This window comes from Micromonospora sp. NPDC051925 (genome assembly GCF_044548625.1).
Classification (GTDB): domain Bacteria; phylum Actinomycetota; class Actinomycetes; order Mycobacteriales; family Micromonosporaceae; genus Micromonospora.
Genome location: NZ_JBIUCH010000002.1, coordinates 116,285 through 141,913 on the forward strand (window position 1 = coordinate 116,285; position 25,629 = coordinate 141,913).

At 72.3% G+C, this 25,629-nt stretch carries 16 protein-coding genes and 1 pseudogene; 9 read left to right on the top strand and 8 right to left on the bottom strand.

The window, feature by feature from the left end:
• The first annotated feature begins 35 nt into the window (after positions 1 to 35).
• The gene (locus ACIG87_RS03470) at positions 36 to 1,409 is read left to right on the top strand and encodes a hypothetical protein (protein ID WP_396847776.1); all 1,374 of its coding nucleotides are present in this window, start codon (positions 36 to 38) and stop codon (positions 1,407 to 1,409) included.
• A 132-nt stretch (positions 1,410 to 1,541) separates the two neighbouring features.
• Here ACIG87_RS03470 and ACIG87_RS03475 read toward each other — a convergent pair whose 3' ends face one another.
• From ACIG87_RS03475 to ACIG87_RS03495, 5 genes are all read right to left on the bottom strand, one after another.
• Entirely contained in the window at positions 1,542 to 3,140 is a 1,599-nt protein-coding gene (locus tag ACIG87_RS03475; RefSeq protein WP_396847777.1) for a hypothetical protein, read from the bottom strand.
• A gap of 592 nt (positions 3,141 to 3,732) precedes the next feature.
• Complete coding sequence (locus ACIG87_RS03480) at positions 3,733 to 4,704, bottom strand: nitroreductase (protein ID WP_396847779.1); 972 nt, start codon at positions 4,702 to 4,704, stop codon at positions 3,733 to 3,735.
• A complete protein-coding gene (locus tag ACIG87_RS03485) occupies positions 4,705 to 5,793 on the bottom strand; it encodes a GNAT family N-acetyltransferase (RefSeq protein ID WP_396847780.1) in 1,089 nt (362 codons plus the stop codon). It lies immediately after the preceding gene.
• A complete protein-coding gene (locus ACIG87_RS03490; RefSeq protein WP_396847782.1) occupies positions 5,790 to 6,230 on the bottom strand; it encodes a DUF4188 domain-containing protein in 441 nt (146 codons plus the stop codon). Before ACIG87_RS03490 ends, ACIG87_RS03485 begins: the two co-directional genes overlap by 4 nt.
• Before the next feature lie 2 nt (positions 6,231 to 6,232).
• The gene (locus tag ACIG87_RS03495) at positions 6,233 to 7,813 is read right to left on the bottom strand and encodes a phenylacetate--CoA ligase family protein (protein ID WP_396847783.1); all 1,581 of its coding nucleotides are present in this window, start codon (positions 7,811 to 7,813) and stop codon (positions 6,233 to 6,235) included.
• Between the two features lie 467 nt (positions 7,814 to 8,280).
• On the opposite strand from ACIG87_RS03495, the gene ACIG87_RS03500 reads away from it, so the two are divergent.
• The 4 genes and pseudogenes from ACIG87_RS03500 to ACIG87_RS03515 all read left to right on the top strand — a co-directional run.
• On the top strand, positions 8,281 to 18,027 hold the full coding sequence (locus ACIG87_RS03500) for an RHS repeat-associated core domain-containing protein (protein ID WP_396847785.1): 9,747 nt from the start codon (positions 8,281 to 8,283) through the stop codon (positions 18,025 to 18,027).
• Between the two features lie 58 nt (positions 18,028 to 18,085).
• A complete protein-coding gene (locus tag ACIG87_RS03505) occupies positions 18,086 to 18,529 on the top strand; it encodes a hypothetical protein (protein ID WP_396847787.1) in 444 nt (147 codons plus the stop codon).
• A gap of 3 nt (positions 18,530 to 18,532) precedes the next feature.
• Positions 18,533 to 20,020: a hypothetical protein gene (locus ACIG87_RS03510; protein ID WP_396847789.1), complete on the top strand. Its 1,488-nt coding sequence runs from the start codon at positions 18,533 to 18,535 to the stop codon at positions 20,018 to 20,020.
• Positions 20,021 to 20,034: 14 nt separating this feature from the next.
• Positions 20,035 to 20,328, top strand: a pseudogene (locus ACIG87_RS03515) (inositol monophosphatase family protein); the annotation flags it as partial.
• On the opposite strand, the gene ACIG87_RS03520 reads toward ACIG87_RS03515, so the two are convergent.
• A complete protein-coding gene (locus tag ACIG87_RS03520) occupies positions 20,315 to 20,605 on the bottom strand; it encodes a hypothetical protein (protein WP_396848189.1) in 291 nt (96 codons plus the stop codon). The pseudogene ACIG87_RS03515 and the gene ACIG87_RS03520 overlap by 14 nt on opposite strands.
• A gap of 81 nt (positions 20,606 to 20,686) precedes the next feature.
• Between ACIG87_RS03520 and ACIG87_RS03525 the strand changes: the two genes are divergently transcribed.
• The gene (locus ACIG87_RS03525; RefSeq protein WP_396848176.1) at positions 20,687 to 20,914 is read left to right on the top strand and encodes a hypothetical protein; all 228 of its coding nucleotides are present in this window, start codon (positions 20,687 to 20,689) and stop codon (positions 20,912 to 20,914) included.
• A gap of 100 nt (positions 20,915 to 21,014) precedes the next feature.
• On the opposite strand, the gene ACIG87_RS03530 is transcribed toward ACIG87_RS03525, so the two are convergent.
• A complete protein-coding gene (locus tag ACIG87_RS03530) occupies positions 21,015 to 21,995 on the bottom strand; it encodes a GlxA family transcriptional regulator (protein ID WP_396847790.1) in 981 nt (326 codons plus the stop codon).
• Positions 21,996 to 22,191: 196 nt separating this feature from the next.
• Here ACIG87_RS03530 and ACIG87_RS03535 point away from each other — a divergent pair, with 196 nt between their 5' ends.
• Entirely contained in the window at positions 22,192 to 22,881 is a 690-nt protein-coding gene (locus ACIG87_RS03535; protein WP_396847792.1) for a DJ-1/PfpI family protein, read from the top strand.
• Between the two features lie 144 nt (positions 22,882 to 23,025).
• Here the strand turns inward: ACIG87_RS03535 and ACIG87_RS03540 are convergent, their stop codons facing one another.
• Positions 23,026 to 23,523: a septum formation initiator gene (locus tag ACIG87_RS03540; RefSeq protein WP_396847794.1), complete on the bottom strand. Its 498-nt coding sequence runs from the start codon at positions 23,521 to 23,523 to the stop codon at positions 23,026 to 23,028.
• Positions 23,524 to 23,627: 104 nt separating this feature from the next.
• Between ACIG87_RS03540 and ACIG87_RS03545 the strand changes: the two genes are divergently transcribed.
• Complete coding sequence (locus ACIG87_RS03545) at positions 23,628 to 24,329, top strand: response regulator transcription factor (protein ID WP_396847795.1); 702 nt, start codon at positions 23,628 to 23,630, stop codon at positions 24,327 to 24,329.
• The gene (locus ACIG87_RS03550) at positions 24,326 to 25,615 is read left to right on the top strand and encodes a sensor histidine kinase (RefSeq protein WP_396847797.1); all 1,290 of its coding nucleotides are present in this window, start codon (positions 24,326 to 24,328) and stop codon (positions 25,613 to 25,615) included. The genes ACIG87_RS03545 and ACIG87_RS03550 overlap by 4 nt, the downstream gene beginning before the upstream one ends.
• The last annotated feature ends 14 nt before the right edge of the window (positions 25,616 to 25,629 follow it).

The window sequence follows — 25,629 nt, forward strand, 5'->3', positions numbered from 1 at the left end:
CCACAGTCCAGTCGCCGACTCTAAGGAAACGTGAAATGTCACCTGTCAAGGGCACACACCGCCACCCCGGTAGCGCGAGAGCTGTCCTACGCGCCACCGTCGCCGCGGCGGTTCTGCTGGCGGCCGGCGTCCTTGCGGCTGCTCCCGCCCAGGCGAACCGCCCGGACCCGGACGCGCCCGGCCCCTATCCGGTGGCCTCGCTCGACTACACCCTCGGCGAGACCGCCTTCACGGTCGATGGGTTCCACCCGGACTTCCCGGACCCGGAGCAGCCGCAGCCGCTGGCGCCCATCGAGCTGACCGGGAACGTGCACTACCCGACCCGGGGTCAGGGGCCGTTCCCGATGGTCGTGTTCTCCCACGGCTACTGGGGCACCTGCGCGGACCGCGCCGCCTCCGATCGGGCGGCCCAGGTGGAGGCCGAACTACCGGACAGCTACTACGAGGATCCACGGTGGCTGGCTGCGGTGACGAGTCTCAGCCAATGGCCCTGCGCACCCGGCGTCGCACCACTGCCCAGCTACCGGGGCTACGACTATCTCGCCGCGAGACTGGCCAGCTACGGCATGGTGGTGATCTCGATCAGCGCGAACGGCATCAACGCCGGCCAGATCGGCACGGAGGCCGACAACGCCCGGTCGATGCTGATCAACAAGCACCTGTCGATGTGGACCGAGTTGGCCCGCACCGGACGAGGTGACCTCGCCGGTCGCCTCACCGATCCCCGCACCCACCGTCCGGTGCCTGTCGACTTCCGACAGAAGATCGACTTCAGCCGGACCGGCACCCTTGGGCACTCGCGCGGGGGCCGCGCCGTGGCCTGGCACGCCGCCGACGTGCACCGTGGCGCACTTCCCTCCGGTGTTCGGGTGGCCGGGGTGCTCGCGCTCGCCGCCGCCGGCCCCGGCACGGCCACCGAGCCCGGTTCCCCGGATGCCCCGCTCTACCGGGTGACCTCGGCGCCACTCGCCGTCTGGGTCGGTGGCTGTGATTCGGACCAGGGCCTGGACTACGTCACGCTCGCCCGCAGGCGCAGCAGCAAGCCGATCTACCAGTGGGACGTCGGCGGTGCGAACCACAACTTCCTCAACACCCAGTGGTCGCCTGCCAGCGGCCAGGTCGGCGCGGTCGATGACGGTCAGGGCCCCGCCCCGGATCTCTGCGGCACTCCCACCTTGGGCGACTGGGACCCGGACAGCGGCACACCTGCGCCGCCGGTCGAGTGGGTCGACGTGGTACACAAGATGACCGAGCAGGAGGAACGTCGGGTCAGCGCCGCCTACGCGACCGCCTTCTTCCGCTCCGCTCTGCTCGGTGACAAGCAGGGGGAATCGCTCATCAGCGGCAACAGCCACCCCTACTCCGCGTTCACCGACGTCATCGCGGAACGCATCGATCCGAAGCGTTGACCGCGTGGCGGATCACGCGCCACGGCTGACCTCGGTCACTGGCCCGTGGTACGGCAGTCGCCGGTCCTGTCCCGCCAGGGCCACCCGTGGGTGCCGCCACCGAGTGATCGGTGGCGGCGCCCCGCTGTGCGGTCACGGGGTGTAGGTCACGGCCGGGTAGTCGGCCTGTGCCTGGACGAACTGCGCCTGCCAGTCGGTCGGCCAGCCGCCGAACGCGGTGGTGGCCAGGGGTTTGAGGTTCACGCCGGCCGCGCCGCTCCAGAAGTGCACGAACTCGCCCCAGTTCAGGTCCCGGGCGTAGACCCCGTCGAACTTGTGGAAGTTCTCAGACAGCAGCTGGAAGAACTTGTTCAACGCGAGCTTGCCGCCGTAGTTCTGGTAGATCGGGTAGAACCAGTCCCGGAACCAGTAGGTGTTGGCGACCGGGAAGTTGTCGGAGGTGAGCAGCTTCGCGTTCTTCCACCGGGTGGCGTCGGTGGTACGACCGGTGCCGACGTAGCAGTCGTACTGGAAGATCTCGGCCCACTTGCTGTCGCCCCAGATGGCGTAGGCCGGCGAGCCGTTCACGCCGAACGCGGTGAACTCGACGGTGTGGTTCATCTCGTGGGCGATCACGTCCTCGTTCAGGTCGGTGTTCGCCCAGCCACTGCCACTCATGTCGTTGACGTTCCGGAAGAGGGTGTTGGGGTCGAACTGGCTCAACGCGAAGCCGCCCGATCCTCCGCCGTCGTGCAGGACCTCGAACAGCCGCTGGCCGCTCAGGTCGCCGTAGTTCGCCTGGACGTACTCCCAGATCTGCTTGGCGTAGTCCTTCACCCAGGTCAGGTCCGTCGAGGCCAGCTCCGGATCACGGTAGACGGCCACGTTGGCGTCGTAGTAGTACCTGGTGAGCGTCTCGTTGGGGGCGTGCCAGGTCTCCGTCCAGGTGGTGGCCGGGGTGGCGCTCAGGGTGGTGGTGTCGGCCGTGGCGTAGCCGGAGTTTCCGGCCACCCCCTCGGCCCGCAGCCGGTAGTAGTAGTGGGTGCCCGCCGGCAGCTTGAGATTGTGGAACTTGGTCGTGCTGCCGGGCAGCACGTACGTGGTGGACCAGGTGGTGCCGTTGGTCGAGCGCTCCAGCCGGTAGGCCGTCTCCCACCGGGTGTTGTCGGTCCAGGTGAGCTGGATCTGGTCGGCAGCCGCGGTCGCGGTGAGCCCGGTCGGCGCTGCCGGCGCGGGTGTCGTGGCGGTGGTGGTCCCGAAGATCTGCCACTCACCGATCTGCATGTTGGCCGAACCGTTGGTGGCCGTCACGCGCAGCCGGTAGTACCGGTAGGAGGTGGTGTTGCCGAACGAGTAGGTGTTCTTGTGGAAGCCGGTGATGAACGTCTGGTTGCTCTGGGTGTCCAGCGGCGTCCAGGTGCTGCCGGTGGTCGACGCCTCGAACACCCAGTCGCGCGGGTTGCGGTCGGGCCAGTCGTTGGCCGAGGTGACGGAGTAGCTGGTCACCACGGCCGCCGTGGTCGCTTCGAACGTGATCCAGCCGGTGCCGCTGTAGGTGAAGTACTTGCGGTAGGGCGTGTTGTCGATGACCTTGTCGATGCCCTCGGCGCCGGTGGTCGTCCACTGGTCGGTGATCGTTCCGGGCATGTCGGTGATGTCCACCGCGGCGGCGAGCTGGAAGCCGCCTACGTGGCTCGGGATCCCGGCGGCGAGGAGGACGATCGCGGCAGCAGCGGCGAGGATGGGCGACACCCTCCCCGATGGGCTGATCCGGACCGGTCGCGGCGGGTTGAATCGCATGGAATGAGGTCTCTCTCCCGTAGTCGGTCCGCTGAGGTGCGTGCTGAGGGGCCGCTGTCACCTCCCCGTGACCCGCGCACGCGGCTCGACGACCCGACCTTGCGTTATTTAGGAGGGCGAGTGGTCGAGAATGGCTGGGAATCGCTCCGGAAGGTGTTTCGCGAAGGAGCGCCGTGAATCGGCTGGTCCCAAGCCTCGAAAGTATCCGCTGTGGAGGCGGCAACCGACCTTCGGAACCCCGTGCGCACAAGATGCTAGTTGTCGCATCGCAATCGGTCAATGAGACGATCTCGGCAGGGAATGGTGGGTGTCCGGACGGCGCGGATTCCAGCCCAGTTGGTGAAGTGCCGTCAGGGCGCGGGTCGCAGGGGCGTCGAACGTCGGATCTCCCGAGGGCGAGAGCAATCGGAAGTGCGCAGGGGGAGTGTCCTCGGCGGCGAACAGGTGCTGCCGGTCGGTCGCGGTGCCATCCGCCCGTAAGTGGTGGTGTGGACGCCCCGGCAGCCCGGCCGCCAGGCGGGAACGCCGACCGGTCCGTGCCTGGTCAGGCGCGCTTGCCGCTGACCCGGCGTGCCGATCGGGGTGCCGGCCGGGTGGGCCGGCCCACCCGGGTGACGTGCACCAGCCGCTGGGGTGCCACGTCGAGCAGCGCGCCGAGCGCCGTCCGGGTGGCGGGGACGTCGATGAGCTGGCTCAGCGGATGTGCCACCAGCCCCGCCGTCTGCAGGACCAGCCAGCACCGCAGCAGCACCCGCCCGAACTCGACCTGTCCGGGCAGGTCGAGACCGTCCGGGGCGACCAGGACCAGCACGGTCCCACCGCGGGCGAGCGGGTCGTCACCGGCGGCGAGCAGCCTCGGCAACCCCAGCGGACGCAGTACCGGGTACCCGGCCAGTGCCACCCGCAGCCCGGCGGCGGCAGGCCGGGACAGCGCGAGGCACCTGTCGGTGAGCCCGTCGGTGTGGTAGTCCGGGTGTGTCGGGTCCAGCCGCAACCAGCGGCGCAGCTCGGAGACGATCGTCGGGTCCGCGTACAGTCGGCGGTCGGCGGCGCGCAGCAGGGCCCCGAGCCGGCCGGCGTGCGGCACGGTCCGGACGACGCCGCCGGCCTGCCGGGCGACCGTTTCCATCGCGGCGAGCGTGTCCTCGTCCGCCGCCCCGGTGAGGGTGCCCCGGTCGGTACGGCGCTCCCACACGTCGGTGGTGCGGAAGGGCGTCGGGTAGCGGTGCCGGGCAGGCCGCAGCCGACCCACCCACCGGTGCCGTTCGTCGTGGTCGGCGACGTACTCCAGCGGTAGGCCGGCGTCGGCCGCGACGATCAGGCAGGTCTCGACGAACGCGCCGAGGGACAGCCGTAGGTCCCGGCCGGTGGGGTCGGCTGCGGGCAACGCGTGGGCGGCGTCCCACCCGACGCGGACCGCGCCGGGCTCGTAGCGCAGCCGCCAGGGCTGGGTGTTGTGTGCGCTCGGGGCCCGCCAACACCACGGTTCGAGCGCGCGGAACGCGTCGACGTCCACCTACCGCTCCTTGGCGTAGAAGGTGTACCCGTGCAGTGGCCGACCGCCGAGCCGTCGGTACTGGGCGGCCGACGCCGGGTTGTCCCGCTCGACGTAGGTGCTGCGCAGGGTGGTGTAGCCCGCGCCGTGCAGGTTGTGGTGCAGGTGCGCGGAGAGCAGCCGTTGGTAGCCACGTCCCTGGTACTGCGGGAGCACGCCCTTGACGATCAGCACCGCCTCCCGGCGGTACCGGCGGCGGGCGGCGAGCAACCGCACCTGGTTGACCCGGTGCAGGTCACCGCGGACCGCGATCAGGAATTCGCTGATGTCCGGCAGACAGAGCACGAACGCCACCGGCTGGCCGTCCCGGGTCAGGTAGAGCAGCAACGACTCGTCCAGCAGGTACGCCAACCCGTCGGTCTGCCGCCGCAACTGCGCGGCGGAGATCGGCGTGTAGTAGCCGAGCTGGGCGAAGGAGGCGTTCAGCATCCCGCGCAGCAGGTCGAGCTGTGCGTCGAGCCGCCGGACGTCACCCCGGTGCAGCTCGATCCGCGCGCCGTCCGGGTCGACACCCACCGGCGGTGCCGACCCCGGTGGGGCGGGCACCGGGCAGATCCAGGTGTCGGACTCGAACCGGCGGCCGAACCCGTACGCCTCGTAGGCGGTCGCGTACCACGGCGGGTTCCAGGCGCTGTCGACGAAGCCCCGCTCGGCGTACCCGGAGGTGATCACGCCACCGGCCTGGTTGGGCAGCAGCGCCACCGGGCCGAACAGCAGGTCCCGGTCGGCGTCGGCGTGCGCGGTGATCGCGTCGAACAGCGGCCTGGCGGCGTGCTCGGTGAACTCGGTGAGCCCGAAGAGCTGGCACCGGCGGCCGAGCTTGGCGTCGAAGTCCGCGTCGGTGTGCAGGGTGGTGCGGCCGACCACCGCACCGGCGGCGTCGCGCAGCAGGTACAGCGGCACGCCCGCCCGCCACCAGCCGCGGATCTGCTGCCGTGGCGTGGGCACGTGCCGCGGTTCGCCGCCGTACAGCCGGTCGGCGAAGGCCAGGAACTGCCGCAGGCCGCGCCGGTCGGTGACCCGCTCGAACCGGTGGCTGCCCGCGTTCATCGGCGGACCGCCGGCCCGGTCGTCTCCGCGCCCAGCGCGGTGAAGGTCGCGATGTGCCCCATCTCGGGGCCTTCGGCCCGCCATGCGCCGTTGGAGTACCCGTCCGGCGCGGCGGTGTAGAGCCGGATGAAACCGGCGGTCGCGTTGCGGGTTCCGTCGGTCAGCCAGACCATCAGCCGGCGGTGGTGCCGGGTCCGGGCGAAGCGCAGCATCGCGTCGCGGTCGGTGAAGAACGCGATCGTGCCGAGCGTCAACGGGAACTGCCAGTACACGGTGTGCCAGCAGTAGCCGTTCATCCGGCGCAGGTCACGGACCATCCGGAACCAGGCCGGGGCCAGCCGCAGCAGCACCAGCGGATTCGCGTAGCGGGTTCCGCCGATGAACATGGCGCCGGCACGGGCCTGCGCGGGGGCTCGGGAGAAGTCACGGGTGCGCATGGTCACCTCACCAGATAGCTGTTCTTGATCTTCTGTTGACCGGCGAACGGGCCGGTGCCGGGTTCGTGCAGCTCGACCCGCAGGTCGCCGGCGGTCGAGTCCTCCACCAGGGACTGGGCGAAGTCCCGGGAGACCGAGGTGAGGTGCCGGCGTACGCCACCGCGGCACGCGTCGATGAGCGCGTCGCGCTGCCCGGCGGCCAGCGGGCGGCGCAGTTCGAGGTGGATCACCGGTCGGCTCTCCAACGCCGCGTCCTCGACCAACGCGAGGCAGAACCGGCTGATCTCGGCCGCGTACGGGTTTCCGGCGTAGAGGCCGTACTCGACGTCCTGCGGGTAGAGGTTCGCGCCGAGGTAGGAGATCGTGGAGTCACTCCGACCGAAGAGCAGCAGCACCGGCAGGGTCATCCGCTCGGCCGAGACCGCGGTGCGCAGCTCGGCCCGACGCACCGGGTCGGCGCCCACCAGATCGACGACCCGCCGGTACGGCACGAGCAGCGCCTCGTCCCCGACGTTGTAGCGCAGCCGGGGCTGGAGCACGTCACCGCCGGTGACCGTACACACCAGTTCCCGCCGCTCGTTGGTCTCCAGGAAGGTGGTGAACGGGTTGTATTGGAACACCATCGGCAGCCGTTGCTCGTCGTCGCCGAGCAGGGCGGCCCGCAGTCCACGGTCGGTCTGCAGGCGTCGCCGCAGCCACACCGTGAACCGGGTCTCCGCACCGATGCCGATGCTCAGATCCGAGGCCCCGTACGCCGAACGGACCAGCGTGAAGCGTTGCTCGAGGTAGTCGCGCAGCGCCTCGGTCATCCCCTCGCCACCACAGCTGGCGAAGACGCGGTGCCGCGACCAGGCGAAGCCCTCGGCGTCGAGCCGGTCACGCAGGTGCTTCAGGAACGGCGGATAGGCGGTCACCAGGTAGTCGAAGCCGGGGCCGAACTCCCGGATGGTGTCGACGATCTTCCCGAGGTCCGGTCCGGTGTTCTTCACCACCGCGATCCGGGCCATCGCCGCGCCGGTCGTCGTCCCGGTCGCCCAGGCCCCCATCGAGTAGGCGTTGATGACGAACGGCCGACGCATCGGGAAGACCAGCCCGGTGTAGCCGGCGATGTCCCGGTGCACCGCGCGTAGTTCCCGGTCCCCACGGGGCCAGTTGAACGGCCGTCCCGCCGAGCCGGCCGACTCGTCGACCACCACCCCACGGGTGGGCAACCGCCCGTGCCGGCAGCGCGCGGCGGCGTCGTAGGCCACCACGTAGCCGAGCTTGTCGGTCTCCGGAAAGTCCTCGAGCCGGCGGCGGGCCCCGGCCGGGCGGGCGCGGAGGAAGGCCCGGTAGGCGGGGACCTGCCGGGCGGCCCGCGCGCAGGCCGCCTGGGCGTTCGCCGCGGCCAGCCGGTCCAGGACCGGGTGGTGCCGCCGTGCCGTCCACCGCCATCCGGCGGGATGGCGACCGGCGAGCCGGCTCAGCGCGGCGACCACCCGGCCGAGGGCCGCCAGCCCGACCTGCCGGCCGCGCGCCGCCACGGCCGGCAACGGCGATTCGGCGGTACGCAGTGCGAGGTGTCGGTGCGGTAGCTCGGCCATGACAAGGATCCTGGCCGTGCCGCCGCGGCGAAGCCTGAGGCCGCATACGGTGCCCCTGCTGAGTATCCCTACTCAGTCGACGGTGACGCGTGAGCCTCGCTCGGCGCATCACGCCTTCGACAAGGGCGGCGCCCTGGGCCGGCAGGTCGTGGAAATCGTGCGAACGGACGGTCCGGCAGCATTCGGAAAGTAGCGTCCGAAATGGGGCGGTGGCGCAGTGGAAATACCCGAGAATGCGCCCCGGTCGCGTACGGTGCGCTGGCCTGCCCACTTTTGTCCGTGATCGGACTACACAATCAACTGTCCTATAGCTGACACCGTTACCGTCGCCAGCCGCCGTTTGAGCCGGTAGACGACCCGACCACGGTGGGCGACCGGGTCGGGGAATCCGCTGTTCATCCGGCTATCTATTCGCGTTGATGGATCTCGCCTATCTTGCCACCAGAAGTTGCGTCTGGGGAGGCAGCATGTCGGGACCGCTCGGCCGCCGTACCATCCGATCGAGGGTCTGGGCAGGTGTCCGGCTACGGTCGACCGCGACGCTCGCCGCCCTCGTCCTGCTGCTGGCCTTCGCCGTCCGGGCGGACCTGCCGGACATCGTCCCGGCCTCGGTCTCCTGCGACTCCGTCGGCTACGCCTACGACGCCGCGGGGCAACTCACCGGGGTGCAGGACCAGGCCGGTCGGACCGCCCGTTACCGGTACGACCCCACCGGCAACATCACCTCGGTCAGCAACGACGGCAGCCCCGCCCCCGCCCTGGCCCTGCTGTCGGTGGTGCCGGCCCGCGCCGCCGTCGGCACCGAGGTGACCCTGGAGGGCGGCTGCTTCTCCGACGTGGCGGCCGAGAACACCGTCGCGTTCAACGGCGTCCCCGCCGTCGTCACCAGCGCCGCCGGCCGACGCCTGGTCGCCCGGGTTCCCGCCGGGGCGACCACCGGCCTGGTCAGCGTCACCGTCGGCGGGGTCACCGCGACCAGCCCGCAGTCCTTCGTGGTCACCGGGCCGGACGAGTCCGCGCCCACCGTCACCGCCGTCGCCCCTTCCGTCGTCGCGCCCGGCGGCACGGTCACGGTCACCGGCACCGGCTTCGCCACCCAGGCCGCCGACAACGCCGTCACCCTCAACCGCACCCGGGCCTTCCTCCCGACGGCCGCCGCCGGCAGCCTGACCGTCGAGGTGCCCGCCGGCGTCGCCTCCGGCCGGATCGGCGTCCGCACCGCCCACGGCAGCGGCGACAGCGCGGCCGACGTGTTCGTCGCGCCCGCCCCGTACACCGTCGCCGACGTGGCGCACACCGCCCGGACCACGCTCGGCGCCACCACGCCGGTGTCGATCCCGAGCGCCGGCGACATCGCGCTTGTCGTGTTCGACCTGGCCGAGGGGCAGCGGGCGAGCGTGAAGCTCGCCGACGGCACCTTCGGCTCCTGTGGCGTCTCCGCGAAGCTCCTCGACCCGTTCGGGCGCACCGCGGCGTCGGCCGGGTGCGTGGGCGCCACCGGCTTCATCGACACGGCGACGGCCCGCACGGCGGGCACGTACACGCTGCTGCTGGCGGCGGCGAGCACGGTCACCGGCTCGATCTCCGCGACCGTGCAGGAGGTGCCGGCCGACGCGGCGGCGAGCACCACGGCGGGCGGGGCCCCGGTCACCGTCACCACCACCGTGTCGGGCCAGAACGGCGCGGTCACCTTCCCCGGCAGCACCGGCCAACGGGTCTCGGTCAAGCTCAGCGGTGGCACCTACGGCACCTACAACGCCGCGGTGACGCTGCGCAAGCCGGGCGGCGGCACCGTCGTCTCCAACGGCTCCTGCGGCGCCGCCTGTTTCCTCGACACCACCGTGCTGCCGACCGAGGGCACATACACCCTCTTCGTCGACCCGCAGGCCGCCACCACCGGGGCGATCACCGTCCAGGTGTACGACGTGCCGGCCGACGCCGCGGTGGCCGCGACGCCCGGTGGTCCGCAGGTGACGGCGACCACGACGGTGCCCGGCCAGAACAGCGTCATCTCGTTCCCCGGCACGGCCGGCCAGCGGGTCCTCGTCCAGTTCACCGGCGGGACGTACGGCACCTACAACGCGTCGGCGGTGGTGCGTAAGCCGGACGGGTCGAACCTGACCGGCAGCGGCTACTGCGGCGGCTCGTGCATCTTCGACACCACCGTCCTGCCGGTCGACGGCACGTACACCATCCTGGTCAACCCCGACACCAGCTACGTCGGCGCGGTCACCGTGCAGGTCCACGACGTCCCGGTGGACGCCACGGCGACCGCCACGCCCGGGGCCGGCGCGGTCACGGTGACCACCGCCGTCGGGCAGAACGCCGTGGTCTCGTTCGCCGGCACGGCGGGGCAGCGGGTGTCGGTGCAGTTCAGTGGTGGGACGTACGGGACGTACAACGCGTCGGCGGTGGTGCGTAAGCCGGACGGGTCGAACCTGACCGGCAGCGGGTACTGCGGGGCGTCGTGTTTCTTCGACACGGTGACGCTGCCGGTCGACGGCACGTACACCGTGCTGCTCAACCCCGACGGGGCCACCGTGGGCCAGGTCGCGGTGCAGGTCCACCTGGTGCCGGCGGACGCCACGGCGACCACCAGCCCGGGTGGGGCGGCGGTGTCGGTGACCACCACCGTGCCGGGGCAGAACGCCGTGGTCTCGTTCGCCGGCACGGCGGGGCAGCGGGTGTCGGTGCAGTTCAGTGGTGGGACGTACGGGACGTACAACGCCTCGGCGGTGGTGCGTAAGCCGGACGGGTCGAACCTGACCGGCAGCGCGTACTGCGGGGCGTCGTGCTTCTTCGACACCACGGTCCTACCGGTCGACGGCACCTACACCATCCTGCTCAACCCGGACACCACCGTCCTCGGCCAGGTCACCGTCCAGGTCCACGACGTGCCGGCGGACGCCTCGGCGACCACCAGCCCGGGTGGGGCGGCGGTGTCGGTGACCACCACCGTGCCGGGGCAGAACGCGGTCGTCTCCTTCCCCGGCACCGCCGGGCAGGTCGTCTCGGTGACCCTGGGCGGCGGCACCTTCGGCACCTACAACGCGGGCGCGACGCTGCGCGCCCCGGACGGCTCCACCGTGGTCGGCGAGAGCTACTGCGGCACGAGTTGCGCGTTCAACGCCGTCACCCTCCCGGCCACCGGTACCTACACCGTGCTGGTCAACCCGAGCGGCACCACCCTCGGCGGCATCACCGCCCAGGTCTACGACCTGCCCAACGACGCGGTCGCCAACACCACCCCGGGTGGGGCGGCGGTGTCGGTGACGACGACGGTGCCGGGGCAGAACGCGGTGGTGTCGTTCCCGGTGACTGCGGGTCAGCGGGTGGCGGTGCAGCTCTCGGGTGGCACGTACGGTTCGTCCGAGGCGACGGTGACGTTGCGTCGTCCGGACGGCAGTGCGGTCGTCTCGAACACGTCCTGTGGGACGTCGTGCTTCCTGGACACCGCCACGCTGTCGGCCGCCGGCACGTACACCGTGCTGGTCGACCCGAAGGGCACGGTCGTCGGCGGCATCACGGTCAAGGTGCACGCCGTGCCCGCCGACGCCGCCGCGACCACCACTGCGGGTGGGGCGGCGGTGTCGGTGACGACGACGGTGCCGGGGCAGAACGCGGTGGTGTCGTTCCCGGTGACTGCGGGTCAGCGGGTGGCGGTGCAGGTGTCGGGTGGCACGTACGGTTCGTCCGAGGCGACGGTGACGTTGCGTCGTCCGGACGGTAGTGCGGTCGTCTCGAACACGTCCTGTGGGACGTCGTGCTTCCTGGACACCGCGACGCTGTCGGCCGACGGCACGTACACCGTGCTGGTCGACCCGAGGACGACCGCCGTCGGGGCGCTCACCGCCCGGGTGTACGCCGTGCCCGCCGACGCCGCCGCGACCACCACCCCGGGCGGGGCGGCGGTGTCGGTGACCACCACCGTGCCGGGGCAGAACGCCGTGGTGTCGTTCCCCGGCACGGCCGGGCAGGTCGTCACCGTCAGCCTCTCCGCCGGTGCGTTCGGCGGCGGCAGCGTGACCGTGACGTTGCGGGCGCCGAACGGCAGCACGGTCAGCTCCTCGGCCTGCGCGACGAGCTGCTCGTTCAGCTCGGTGTCGCTCGCCACGGCCGGCACCTGGACGGTGCTTGTCGACCCGGCCGTGGCGGCCGTCGGCAGCCTCACCGCGCAGGTGTTCGACGTGCCGGTCGACGCCACCGTCGGCACCACCCCCGGCGGCGCCCCGGTCACCGTCACCACCGTCACCCCCGGGCAGAACGCGGTGGTGACGTTCCCCGGCACGGCCGGGCAGCGGGTCCTGGTGCAGGGCACCGGTGGCACGTACGGGACGTACAACGCGACGGCGATCGTGCGTAAGCCGGACGGGTCGAACCTGACCAGCAGCGCGTACTGCGGGGCGTCGTGCCTGTTCGACACGGTGGTGCTGCCGGTCGCCGGCACGTACAGCATCCTGGTCGACCCGGCGTCCACCTACACCGGCGCGCTCACCCTCCAGGTGTACGACGTGCCGGCCGACGTCACCGCCGGCACTTCCCCGGGCGGGGCCGGCGTCACCCTCACCACCACGGTCCCCGGGCAGAACGCGGTGCTGTCGTTCGCGGGTGCGGCGGGTCAGCGGATCGTGGTGCAGGGTACCGGTGGCACGTACGGGACGTACAACGCGTCGGCGGTCGTGCGTAAGCCGGACGGGTCGAACCTGACCAGCAGCGCGTACTGCGGGGCGACCTGCTTCTTCGACGTGACCACGTTGCCGGTGGCCGGGACGTACACCATCCTGCTGAACCCCGACGGGGCCTTCACCGGAGCGGTGACCCTGCGGGTCTACGACGTGCCGGCGGACGTCGCGGTCGGTGCCACCGTCGGCGGCCCGGCCGTGCCGGTGACCACCACCGCCCCCGGGCAGAACGCGGTGCTGTCGTTCGCGGGTGCGGCGGGTCAGCGGATCGTGGTGCAGGGTACCGGTGGCACGTACGGGACGTACAACGCGACGGCGATCGTGCGTAAGCCGGACGGGTCGAACCTGACCAGCAGCGCGTACTGCGGGGCGACGTGCTTCTTCGATGTCACCACGTTGCCGGTGGCCGGGACGTACACCATCCTGCTGAACCCGGACGGGATGTACACCGGCACGGTCTCGCTGCGGGTGTACGACGTCCCGGCCGACGTGGCCGCCGGCACGACGCCGGGCGGCAGCGCGGTCACCCTGACCACCGCCGCCCCCGGCCAGAACGCGGTGCTGTCGTTCCCCGGCACCGCCGGGCAGCGCATCTCGGTGCAGGGCAGCGCCGGCAGCTACGGCACCTACAACGCCACGGCGATCATCCGCAAGCCGGACGGGTCGAACCTGACCAGCAGCGCGTACTGCGGGGCGACGTGCTTCTTCGACGTGACCACGTTGCCGGTGGCCGGGACGTACACCATCCTGCTCAACCCGGACGGCATGTCCACCGGCGCGGTCGCCCTCCAGGTGTACGACGTCCCGGCCGACGCCACCGCGGCCGTCACCCCGGGAGGTGCGGGGGCCACCGTGACCACCCCGGTGCCCGGCCAGAACGCCACGCTCACCTTCCCCGGCAGCGCCGGCCAGGTGGTCACCGTGGCGATGACCGCCGGCACCTACAGCCGCTACAACGCCACGGTGGTCATCCGCAAACCGGACGGGACGAACCTCGGCAGCAGCGTGTACTGCGGCGACACCTGCACCCTCAGCGCGGTCACCCTGCCGGTGGTCGGCACGTACACCGTCTTCGTCGACCCGTCGTCGAGCACCGTCGGCGGCATCACCGGCGAGGTACGGCTGCCGGCCGCAGCCCCCGCCGCGAAGAAGACGCCGTCGAAGGGCACGGAATCGGCGAAGCGCACGGTCCGGCCGGTCGGTGACCCCACCGAGACCTGGACCCCGGACCGGTTCAACCTCGCCGGTGAGGACTGGGCGAGCCACCGCACCGGCGCGTACGGCCACCTCCAGCCGGCGCTGCGGGCCGACCGGGGCGTCACCGCGCTCGCCGGGCAGGCCCTGCTGCTCAACGGCGAGCCGCTCGCCGACGTCACCCTCGCGGTGGGCCGCCGCAGCACCCGCACCGACGCCACCGGCCGGTTCCTGCTCACCGGGCTCACCGCCGGCCACCACGTCCTGGTCATCGACGGGGCGACGGCGAGCCGCCCCGGCCGGGCGTTCGGCCGCTTCGAGACCGGGGTGGACCTGCGGGCGGGGGAGACCGTCGAGCTGGGTTACCCGATCTGGATGACCCGGCTCGACACCGCGAACAGCGTCCGCTTCCCCTCGCCCACCCGCAAGCAGACCGTCATCACCACCCCGGCCATCCCCGGCTTCGAGGTGCGGCTGCCCGAGGGCTCGGTGATCCGCGACCGGGCCGGCAAGCGGGTCACCGAACTGTCCATCACCGCGCTGCCGGTGGACCAGCCGCCGTTTCCGCTCCCGGCCGGGGTGCGTACCCCCGTCTACTTCACCGTGCAGCCCGGCGGTTCGGTGATCCTGCCGGAGGGCGCGCAGATCATCTACCCGAACACCCAGGGCCTCGCCCCGGGCAGCCGGCTCGACTTCTGGGACTACGACCCGGGCCGCACGCCGTGCGTCAAGACGCCGGTGAAGTCGTACCCGAAGAAGCCCGCCAAGGCGGCGAAGGCCCCCGCCGTCTGTGCGGTGACCGGCGCGGAGGCCGGCTGGTACATCTACGGCCACGGCACCGTCACCCCGGACGGACGGCAGATCGTGCCCGACCCGGACGTGCGGGTCTGGGAGTTCACCGGGGCGATGTTCAACGGCAGCGGCAAGCGTCCCGCCGGCACCGGCCCGGGTGAGGACGGCGACGACGGCGGCGACCCGGTCGACCTGGCCAGCGGCCTCTTCGTCGACGAGCACACCGACCTCACCGTCAACGACGTGCTGCCGATCTCGATCACCCGCACCTACCGGCAGAACGACACCCAGAACCGCGAGTTCGGCATCGGCGCGAACTTCACCTACGGCATCTTCGTCAACTCCAAGCAGGAGTACGTCGAGGCCGACCTGATCTTCCCGGACAGCGGCAAGGTCCACCTCGTACGGACCAGCCCCGGCACCGGCTGGACCGACGCGGTGTTCAAGGCCGTCGACACCACCGGCCCGTTCCGGGACTCGGTGATGAGCTGGAACGGTGACGGCTGGGACCTGGTCCGCACCGACGGCATGGTCTACGTCTTCGGGGAGAACGCCCCGTTGCAGTCCATCCGGGACCGGCACGGCAACCAGATCACCCTCACCCGGTCCACCGGCGGGCAGTCCGGCGACATCACCCAGATCACCTCGCCCAACGGACGCTGGATCAAACTCAGCTACACCGGCGGCCGGGTCACCCGGGCGCAGGACAACGCGGGCCGGACCGTGCAGTACGGCTACGACTCCGCCGGCCGGCTCACCACGGTCACCTCGCCGGGCGGCCGGACCACCACGTACACCTACGACACCGCGCACCGGATGACCACGGTCACCGACGCCCGGGGCGTCACCTACCTCACCAACAGCTACGACGCCGCCGGCCGGGTGGCCGCCCAGACCATGCCCGGCGGCGTGACCTACGGGTTCGCCTACACCACGGACGCCGCCGGCCAGGTGGTGAAGACGGCGGTCACCGAGCCCGACGGCAGCGTCCGGGAGACCCGCTTCGACGGCGACCACCGGGTGACCGCCGAGACCACCGCCGCCGGCACCGCCCACGCGCGTACCTCGACCACCGCCCGCGACCCGGTCACCCACCTGCCGACCGCGCTGGTCGACCCGTACGGGCGGCGGACCACCCTCGGGTACGGCCCGAGCGGGCAGCTCACCTCGCTCACCGCGCTCGCCGGCACCGCCGCCGCGCAGTCCGCCACGGTCACCTCCGGCGGGCCGTACCGGCAGCTCACCTCGGTCACCGACGACCAGGGCCGGACCACCCGGATGGAGTACGACGACCGGGGCAACCTGACCGCCGCGACCGACGCCGCCGGCCGGACCCGGCGCTACGCCTACAACGCCGAGGGCCAGGTCACCTCGTTCACCGACCCGCTCGGCAACACCACCCGTTACCGCTACGAGCAGGGCGACCTGGTCGCGGTGACCGACCCGCTGGGCCGGACCACCCGCAGCTTCGTCGACGCCGTCGGCCGCCCGGTCGCGGTCACCGATGCGAACGGGGTGCTGGAACGGGTCCGCTACGACCCGGACAACCAGGTCGTCACCAGCACCGACGGCCTCGGCCGGGCCACCACCTTCACCTACGACGGCAACGGCAACCTGACCACTGTCACCGACGCCCGGGGCAACAGCACCAGCGTCGCCTACGACAGCTCGGACCGCCCGATCACCGTCACCGACCCGCTCGGCAAGCAGGTCCACCAGACGTACGACGTGCTCGGCCGGGTGGTCTCCGCCACCGACCGGCGGGGCAAGACCACCGTCACCGAGTACGACGTCCTCGGCCGGACCACCTTCATCGGGTACGGCGTCACCGCCGGCCCGACCTACGAGAGCACCAAGCGGTTCGGCTACGACACCCTGGACCGGCTCGCCACCATCGACGACTCGGCCGGTGGCCTGCTCACCCTCGGCTGGAACGACCTCGACCAGGTGGTCAGCGTCACCGGCCCGACCGGCACCGTCGGCTACAGCTACGACGCGGCCGGCCGGCGCTCCGGAATGACAGTGCCCGGTCAGCCGGCGATCTCCTACGGCTACGACCAGACCGGGCTGATCGAGCGGATCACCCAGGGCGGCACCACCGCCACCTGGCAGCGGGACGCCGCCGGCCGCACCACCCGGGTCGAGCAGGCCGGCGTCACCACCCGGTACGCCTACGACGACGCCTCCCAGCTCACCCGGCTGTCCTACGAGACCACCGGCGGGGTGCCCATCGGTGATCTCCGCTACGGCTACGACGGCACGGGTCGGGTGGCGAGCCTGGCCGGCAGCCTCGCCCAGGTCACCGTCCCCGCCACCGGGCCGACGGCCAGCTACGACGCGGCGAACCGGCTGACCAGCCGGGGTGAGCGGACGTTCGGCTACGACGACGAGGGCAACCTGACCGGCGACGGCGTGCGCGGCTACACCTGGAACGCCCGGGGTGAGCTGACCGGGGTGACCGGGCCGGGCCTGGCCACCTCGTACGGCTACGACGCCGCCGGCCGGCTGGCCAGCCGTACCTCCGGTGCGGCCACCACCACCTTCGGCTACGACGGCCAGAACCTGGTCCGGGAGCAGACCGGCGCGGCGGTGGCCGACCGGCTCACCGCCGGGCTGGACCAGACGTTGGTCCGCACCGACGCCGCCGGCGCCCGGGTGCCGGTCACCGACGCCCTCGGCGGCGTGCTCGGCCTGGCCGACTCCGCCGGCACGCTGACCACCCAGTACGCCTACGACCCGTTCGGCGCGGTCACCGCCAGCGGTGCGACCAGCGGCAACACCCAGGGCTTCACCGGCCGGGAACGTGACGCCGACACCGGGCTGTCCTACCACCGGGCCCGCTGGTACAGCCCGGAGACGGGCCGGTTCCTCAGCCAGGACCCGGCCGGGTTCGGCGGCGGCAGCACCAACCTCTACACGTACGCCCTCAACGACCCGGTCAACCTCTCCGACCCCAACGGCGACTGCCCGATCTGCGTGCCGATCCTGATCGGGGCGCTGATCGGCGGCGCCTCCTCGGTCGGCATCGGGGCGGGCCTCGCCGCGCTGACCGGGCGCAAGTACAGCGCGGGCGACGCCCTGAAGGACTTCGCCATCGGCGGTGCGCTGGGGGCGCTCACCGGCGGCCTCGGGGCGTACCTGAAGGCCGGCAGTTCGGTCTGGAAGCTCAACCAGTTCGAGCGCGGCCTGGCCATCGAGGCCAAACTCGGCGGCAACCTGCCCCGCAGCTTCCCGACCATCGACCGGTTCGCCAACGGCACCGCCACCAGCATCAAGAGCGTCGACCTGACCGCGAAGAGCTACCAGAGCGCCGGCCAGCTCACCAGCCGGTTGCAGGGCTACGTGGACAAGGCGGCCGGCTTCGCCAAGAGCAACCCGGTCAAGTGGGACGGCGTCACCATCAGACCGGGCCAGGTCGCCGCCCGGGAGTTGGAGATCGCCGTCCCACGCGGCGCGGCCACCAGCGCCCAGCAGAACGCGCTCAACCAGATAGTCCAGTACGGTGCCCAGAAGGGGGTGACCGTCCGGATCATCCCGATGAGATAGACCACCGGGGACGTCCCACGGGTACCCTGGGGCGTCCCCCTCTCCACCGAGGACACCAATGACCAGACTCGCCGCACTCGACCTGCGCAGGGGTCGGTACGTCGCGCACTCCTCCTCGCTGACCGGCGACGGCATGTGGATCGCCAACGGGGCCTTCGTACTCCTCGACGGGCCGGTCGACGACCGCGAGTTGGGCGCGGCGGTGCGCCGGATGCTCGACGCCTCGCGTACCGGGGTGCCCACCCCCGACCTGCGGGGCGGGCCGTCGGCGTTCGCGCCGGTCCTCGATGCCCTCGGCCTGCGCTCCTTCGCCAGCTACGCCAAGGGCACCCGGCACGTCGACGTCGAGGGGGACGCCGACGCGGTGCTGGTGAGCCCCACCCGCAACGGCGGGGCCCGGGAGGGCTTCGTCGGGCTCACCGCGCACACGGTGCGGCTGACCGACCCCGGCGACGAGGAGTTGGGCGAGGCGTTGCGCGCCGCGCTCGACCGGTCGAGCTGACGGGTGGGCGACGAGTCCCGGCTCAACCGCCGGACGATGCTGGCCGGCGGCGCGCTGGCCATGGCCGCCTCGGCCCTGGCCGCCTGCTCGGCCGGCGTGCGTACCCCGGCCCGACCGGCCGCCCCCGACCCGGCGGCGGGGCTGCCCGACATCCAGTTCGACGTGGCCCGGTTCAGCGCGCCCGAGCAGTCCTCGCCCACCGGCGGCCCGTTCGTCATGCCGCCGGTGCACACCGTCTACCTGACCGCCGCGCTGTCCCGCACACCCGGCGGCGACGACCAGCGGGAGCTGACCCGGGTGCTCGCCGCCCTGGAGTCGCGCTACCCGTTCGGCGCGGCGGACCTGATGACCTTCGTCTCCTACGGTCTGCCCTACTTCCGGCGGCTACCCGGCGGTCTCACCGGTGACCTGGTCGGCGCGCACCTGCCCCGGCTGCTCGCCGACCCGACCCGGTCCGTGCTGGAGGAGGCGACGCCCGCGCCGACCGACGTCCATCCGGACAACCCGGGGGTGACCAAGAGACGGTTCACCGTGCCGGTCCGGATCGAGGAGAACGACCTGCTGTTCACCTTCCGCAGCGACCGGGCGGCGGTGATCCAGGACGTGCTGGCCTGGTTCGACGGCAGCGACACGCTGGCCGGCCGACCGACGCCCGCGCCGGCCTTCGCCGGGCTGCTCACCGTCACCTCCAGCCGGCACATGTTCACCCAGGTCGGCCTGCCCCGCTCGGTGGCCGAGCAGAACCGGCTGCCGTACGCCCGGTTCATCCAGCCCGACTCGCCGATGTGGATGGGCTTCTCCGACCAGCAGGTCAACGCCTCCGGGCCGCCGGCGATCTGCACCTTCGCCGGCCACCCCTCGGCCCGGCTGAGCACCGCCCGACCCGGTGACTACCTGGACAACGGCGGCATCCAGCACCTGTCGCACGTCATCCTCGACATGCTCCAGTTCTACGACATGGCCGCGCCGGACACCCCGCCGAGCGAGAACGGCAACTTCACCAAGCGGGTCCAGTACATGTTCCACGCCCCGCCGGTGCACCCCGGCAACCCCGACCAGCTCACCGACGGCGGCGGGCCGTCCTTCCTGCCCGCCGAGAACCGTGGCCCGGACTACGCCGAGCGCACCGCCCGGGGGGTCGGCCTGCCCCGGGGCGAGCGGCGGATGGGTCACCTGTCCACCCTCCAGCGCAGCTCCCGGGCGCCGGACGGCACCCCCATGCACCTGCGGGTGGACGGCCCGGGTTTCGACCCGATGGACGTGCCGGACGGCAGCAGCCAGCCGAAGCTGCACTTCAGCGCCTTCGTGCCGACCGCGGACTTCTTCGCCCGGATGCGGCGCAGCCAGGCATCGGTGGACCTGGCGCGCAAGCATCGGGTGGCCGAGCAGGACAACGGCCTGGAACGCTTCCTGACCTGCACCCGTCGGCAGAACTTCCTGGTCCCGCCCCGGCGGCACCGGGCCTTCCCGCTCGTCGAACTGGCCGGCTAGGGTCCGTGCGTGCCATGTCGATCAGCGATCGGGATCTGGCCATCGAAGCGGCGGAAGCCGGGGCTTCGGTCGTACGCTCTCACTACGGGACGTCATTGACCCGCTTCGAGAAGGTGGGCGGGGACTTCGCCACGACGGCCGACATCGAAGCGGAGCGGGCCGTTCTCGACGTCCTGCACGCGGCCCGGCCGGACGACCCGGTGGTGGGAGAGGAAGGCGGGCGTACGGGAACCGGCGAAAACGGACCCGTGTGGCTGGTCGACCCGTTGTGTGGGACGCTGAACTATGCCGTACTCACCATGCCGGTGCGCCGACCCGGGCCCAGCCCTCCTCGTGGGCTGATCCCTCGGCGTCACGGCCGGGCACCGCGGCCTCGACGGCCTGGCGGATGAGCTGGAGCGGGCCGGTGGCTGCCGCATGCAGTTCGCGCAGGGCGCGGGCGGCGAGATCGGCACGGGCCTGGTGGCCGTCCGGACTGTAGCCGGTGAGCCCGTCGACCTCCTGCTCGCCGCCCTCGACCACCGCCGTACAAGGGTCGAGGCGGGCCACGTCGTGCAGGAGCCGGCTGGCGAAGTCCTCGATCACGGAAGCGACCCTATTCTCGGCAGGCATGGCAGGCGGCGTAATTCGGTCGCGTGCGCATCGGCCTGTGTGGATGATGTGGTGATGTCCGGTACACCGGAGGGATTCACCCATCGCCTGCGCAAGAACGGTGACGTGGAGCTGCTGCACCACGGCCGCCCTGCCGCTGTGCTTCGGGGCGCCGCCGCGGCGCGGTTCCTGATCGACGTGGACAGCGACGATCCGCAGGAGTTGATGGCACGCCTCACCGGCAACTACCGACACGGCAACGAGCGGACGGCCAAGGAGCATCCCCGCAACCGGCATCGGTAGCGCGTGTCTCGTCGGCTGGATGAGTATCCGTGGGCAGGAACACCGCGCCGCTGCTGCCCGGCTCCGTCGCTGCCGGCGGGCGGGGCGGGAGGAACGAGGGTCACCGCGGTGGTGGTTGCCGGCCCGGCTTGATGCGGGGGGAGTCACTGAAGGCGCGGCGGTAGGTGTGCGGGCTGACGCCGGTGGTGCGCTTGAAGCGGTCACGGAAGGCCGTGGGAGAGCCGAAGCCGACCTGAGCGCCGATGCGTTCGACCGAGTGGTGCGTGCTCTCCAGGAGGTGCTGGGCCTGGCGGATGCGGGCGCGGTGGAGCCACTGGAGCGGGGTGGTTCCCGTTTCCTCGCGGAAGCGGCGGATCAGGGTCCGGGTGCTGGTCGCGGCCTGGGCGGCGATGTCGGCGAGGGCGAGGTCGGTGCCCAGATTGTCGTGCAACCAGACGAGTAGGGGTTCGAGGGCCGAGCCGTGCGGGGTGGGTGCGTGGTCGTGGACGATGAACTGCGCCTGTCCGCCCTCGCGTTCCAGGGGCATGACGGACAGTCGGGCCGCGTCGGCGGCGACGGCCGAGCCGTAGTCGCGGCGGATCATGTGCAGGCAGAGGTCGAGGCCGGCGGCGGCACCGGCGGAGGTGAGGATCTGGCCGTTGTCGACGTACAGGACACCCGGGTCGACCTTGATCTGCGGGTGGGCGGCGGACAGCAGGTCGGCAGCGATCCAGTGGGTGGTGGCCCGCAGGCCGTCGAGGAGCCCGGTGGCGGCCAGAGTGAAGGTGCCCGAACAGATAGAGGCGATCCGGGTGCCGTGCTCGGCCGCTGCTCGCAGTGCGTCGCGGACGGCGGGGGCGACCGGGGCCGCCGGGTCCGCGGTGCCGGGCACGATGATCGTGTCCGCGCCCCCGAGCCCGTCCAGCCCCCAGGGCGCGCGCAGGGTGAAGGTGCCCGCGTCGATCTCCGGCTTCTCCGCGCACACGCGGATCTGATAGCCGGGGCGGCCGTCCGGCAGGCGGGTACGGGTGAAGACCTCGATCGGGGTGGACAGGTCGAACGGGATCACCCGGTCCAGGGCGAGGACGGCGACGGTGTGCATGGCCAGAACCTATCGGTCCACCGGATCCCCGACCTGGTCCCAGCGCCTGGGGATCTCGTCTTCGGCCAGTTCGGTGCCTTCGCCCTGGGCGTGGCGGTATCCCGTTGGAAGGCGTCACTAATGCCACTGGGAGGGCGGTTGGCGGCCGGTTAGCGTCGAAGCGACCCCGCACCCCGCCATCAATCGAGGGGCCTCCATGCATGCCCAGATCGTTCTGTTCGACGGCTTCGATCCACTCGATGTCATCGCCCCCTACGAGGTCCTGTACGCCGGCGGCACCGCCTCCGGCGGCGATGTCAGCGTGGAACTGGTCTCCGCCGAAGGCCCGCGCGAGGTGGTCAGCGGCACCGGGGGCCTGGTGCTGCGCGCCACCGGCACCCTCGATCCCGGGCGTCCGGGCCTGATCCTGGTTCCCGGCGCCTCGGGCCGCGTCGGAGAGCCCGGCGAGGTCCCCGACCATGACGCCGGGGCGGGGGAGTGGCAGCAGGACGAGTTCATCCCCGTCCTGCTCGGCCGCGCGCTGAGCACCGAGCTGCCCGTGCTGATGAAGGCCGCGATGGACAACCCGGAGGTGACAGTCGGCACGGTGTGCGGCGGCTCGCTCGTCCTGGCCATGGCCGGCCTGCTGGAAGGCCGCCATGCCACCACCCATCACCTGGGCCTGGACATGCTCGATGCCACCGGCGTCCACGCCGTCAGCGCCCGCGTCGTCGACGACGGGGACCTCGTCACGGGTGCCGGCGTCACCTCCGGACTCGACCTGGGCCTCTACCTCCTGGAGCGCGAGGTGGGCCCCCGGATCGCGCACGCCGTCGAAGAGTTGTTCACCCACGAGCGCCGCGGCACCGTCTGGCGCGCTCAGGGCCCGGTACCCGCCGCCCTCTGAGCGCCCGCCGCCCGCCCCGCATGGCCGACTCGCCCCGCACTCGTGAGGAAGAGGAACCGCATGTCCGTTGCCGGCACCTGGGACCTGTCCATCGCCACCCCCGTCGGCATTCCGGAACTGGACCTACCGCTACCGGGCCACAGTTCAGTCGCCGTCGTCCGGGCGGGCCACCGGTTCGCCGCCGATGCAGCCGACCTTCACCTCGAACTCCCCGGCCGGGCCGGCGAAGGTCACCTCGGCGTCGTCGTCCGGCCCCCGGTCCACGTCCTTCACCCGGTAGCCCTGCGCCGGTGCCCAGGAGACCAGTCGGACGTCGGCCCCCACACACTCGGCCACCGCCGTGCCGCCGGAGGTGGAGAAGCTGCGGCGTAGGCCGGCAGCCGTGGCGGGGACGCTCGACGGGGATACCGGCCCGGCCGCGCCGGACGAGGGCGCGGAGGACGTCGGGCTCGACGGCGACGCCGTCGTCGGAGTCGGCCCCGGAGCCGCCAGGGCCCGCTCGACCTCGGCCTGGCTGCGCACCCCGCCGGGCGTGCCGGTGATGCTCTCCCCGACCAGCCGGATCGCGGCCACCCCGATCAGGGTGGCGAGCACGGCGGCGGCCAGCCAGCCGGCAGTGGCGAGGAGCGTACGGCGACCCATGCCCCCGACTATGCCCGACCAGCGGCTAAGCCGAGCACCGCAGGAGGATAAGCGAGGGTTAACGAGCGGCCCGGGGCCGGTGGGACCGGCTAACCTGCCTAGCTGTGGCCCACCTGCTCCTGATCGAGGACGACCTGACGATCCGCACGCCCCTGATCCGGGCGCTGCGCGACCGCGGCCACGCGGTGGCCGCCGCCACCACCGCCATGGACGGCCTGCGCTCGGCCCTGGACGACCGGCCCGATCTGGTCGTACTCGATCTCGGGCTGCCCGACCTCGACGGCCGGGAGTTGCTGCGGATGCTCCGGGCGGTCAGCGCGGTGCCGGTGATCGTGGCGACCGCGCGGGACGACGAGACCGAGATCGTCCGGGTGCTCGACGCCGGTGCCGACGACTACCTGGTCAAGCCCTTCACCGCCGCCCAGCTCGACGCCCGGGTGCGGGCGGTGCTGCGGCGCGGACCGGCAGCCGCCACCGACCCGGCGGCGAGCAGCGTCGTCGTGGGCAAGCTCCAGATCGACCCCCGGTCCCGACAGGTACACCTCGACGGCGAACCGGTCGACCTGACGCCCCGGGAGTTCGACCTGCTGCACCACCTCGCCACCCGCCCGGACCAGGTGGTGACCAAGCGGGAGCTGATGACCGAGGTCTGGCAGGTCCCCTACGGCGGTGCGGACAAGACCGTCGACGTGCACCTGTCCTGGCTGCGCCGCAAGCTCGGGGAGAGCGCGCTGGCCCCGCGTTACCTGCACACCGTGCGCGGGGTCGGGGTGCGGCTGAGCGCTCCCGGGCAGGAGGACGGATGAGACGCCGGCTGGCGCTCCTGGTCGTGGCGACCACCTGCCTGACGCTTGTGGCGTTCCTGGTGCCGCTGGCCCTGCTGGTGCGGACGGTCGCCGAGGACCGGGCCACCGTCCGGGCGACCGCCGACGTGCAGGGGTTGGTGCCGGTGGTCGGCACCGCCGACACCCCGACGATCCGGTTGACCGTGGAGCAGCTCACCGCCGAGTCGGGCCGGCCGGTCAGCGTCTTCCTGCCCGACGGCACGGTGCTCGGCGCGCAGGAGCCGCGTACCGCCGCGGTGGCCCTCGCCGCCCGGGGCCAGAGCCTCACCGCGGAGCTGGACGGCGGTCGGGAGATCGTGATCGCGGTGCAGGGCCGGGCCGACGGCACCGGCGTGATCCGGACCGTGGTCCCCCGGGACGACATCACCGCCGGGGTGGCCCGCTCCTGGCTGGTGCTGGCCGCGCTCGGCATCGTGCTCGTGCTGCTCAGCCTGGCCGTCGCGGACCGGCTGGCCCGCACCCTGGTCCGGCCGATCACCGAGCTCTCCTCGGTCTCGCACCGGCTGGCCAACGCCGAGCTGACCGCCCGTGCCGAACCGACCGGCCCGGCGGAGCTGCGCGAGGTCGCCGGTGCGCTCAACCACCTGGCCGCCCGGATCCAGGTGTTGCTGCGGGAGGAACGCGAGCAGGTGGCGGACCTGTCGCATCGGCTGCGTACGCCGCTGACGGCGCTGCGGCTGGAGGCGGAGTCGCTGCGCGACCCGGACGACGCGGCCCGGGTGACGTCGGCCGTGGACGGGCTGGAGCGGGCGGTCACCGGCCTGATCCGGCAGGCGCGTTGGCGCAGCGGGCCGACCGACACCGACCCCGGTGTGGTCACCGTCGACGCCGCCGCGATCGTGGGCGAACGGGTCGCCTTCTGGTCGGTGCTCGCCGAGGACACCGGCCGCGCGGTCACCCTCGACCTCGCCGCCGGGCCGTTGCCGGTCGGGGTGCCCGCCGACGAGTTGGCCGCGGCCGTGGACGCCCTGCTGGGCAACGTCTTCGCGCACACCCCGGACGGCACCCCGTTCACCGTCCGGCTGACCCGGGAGGCGGCCGGTGCCGCGCTGGCCGTCGCCGACGCGGGGCCGGGGATCCCGGCGGGCCTGGTCGAACGGGGTGCCAGCCAGGCCGGCTCGACCGGTCTCGGTCTGGACATCGCCCGTCGCGCCGCGCAGGCCAGCGGCGGCCGGCTCGACCTGGGCGTCGGCGCGGAGGGCGGCGCGGTCGTGACGCTCCGGCTCGGACCGCCCCGCCGTTCTTAACCGGGGCTTATCGC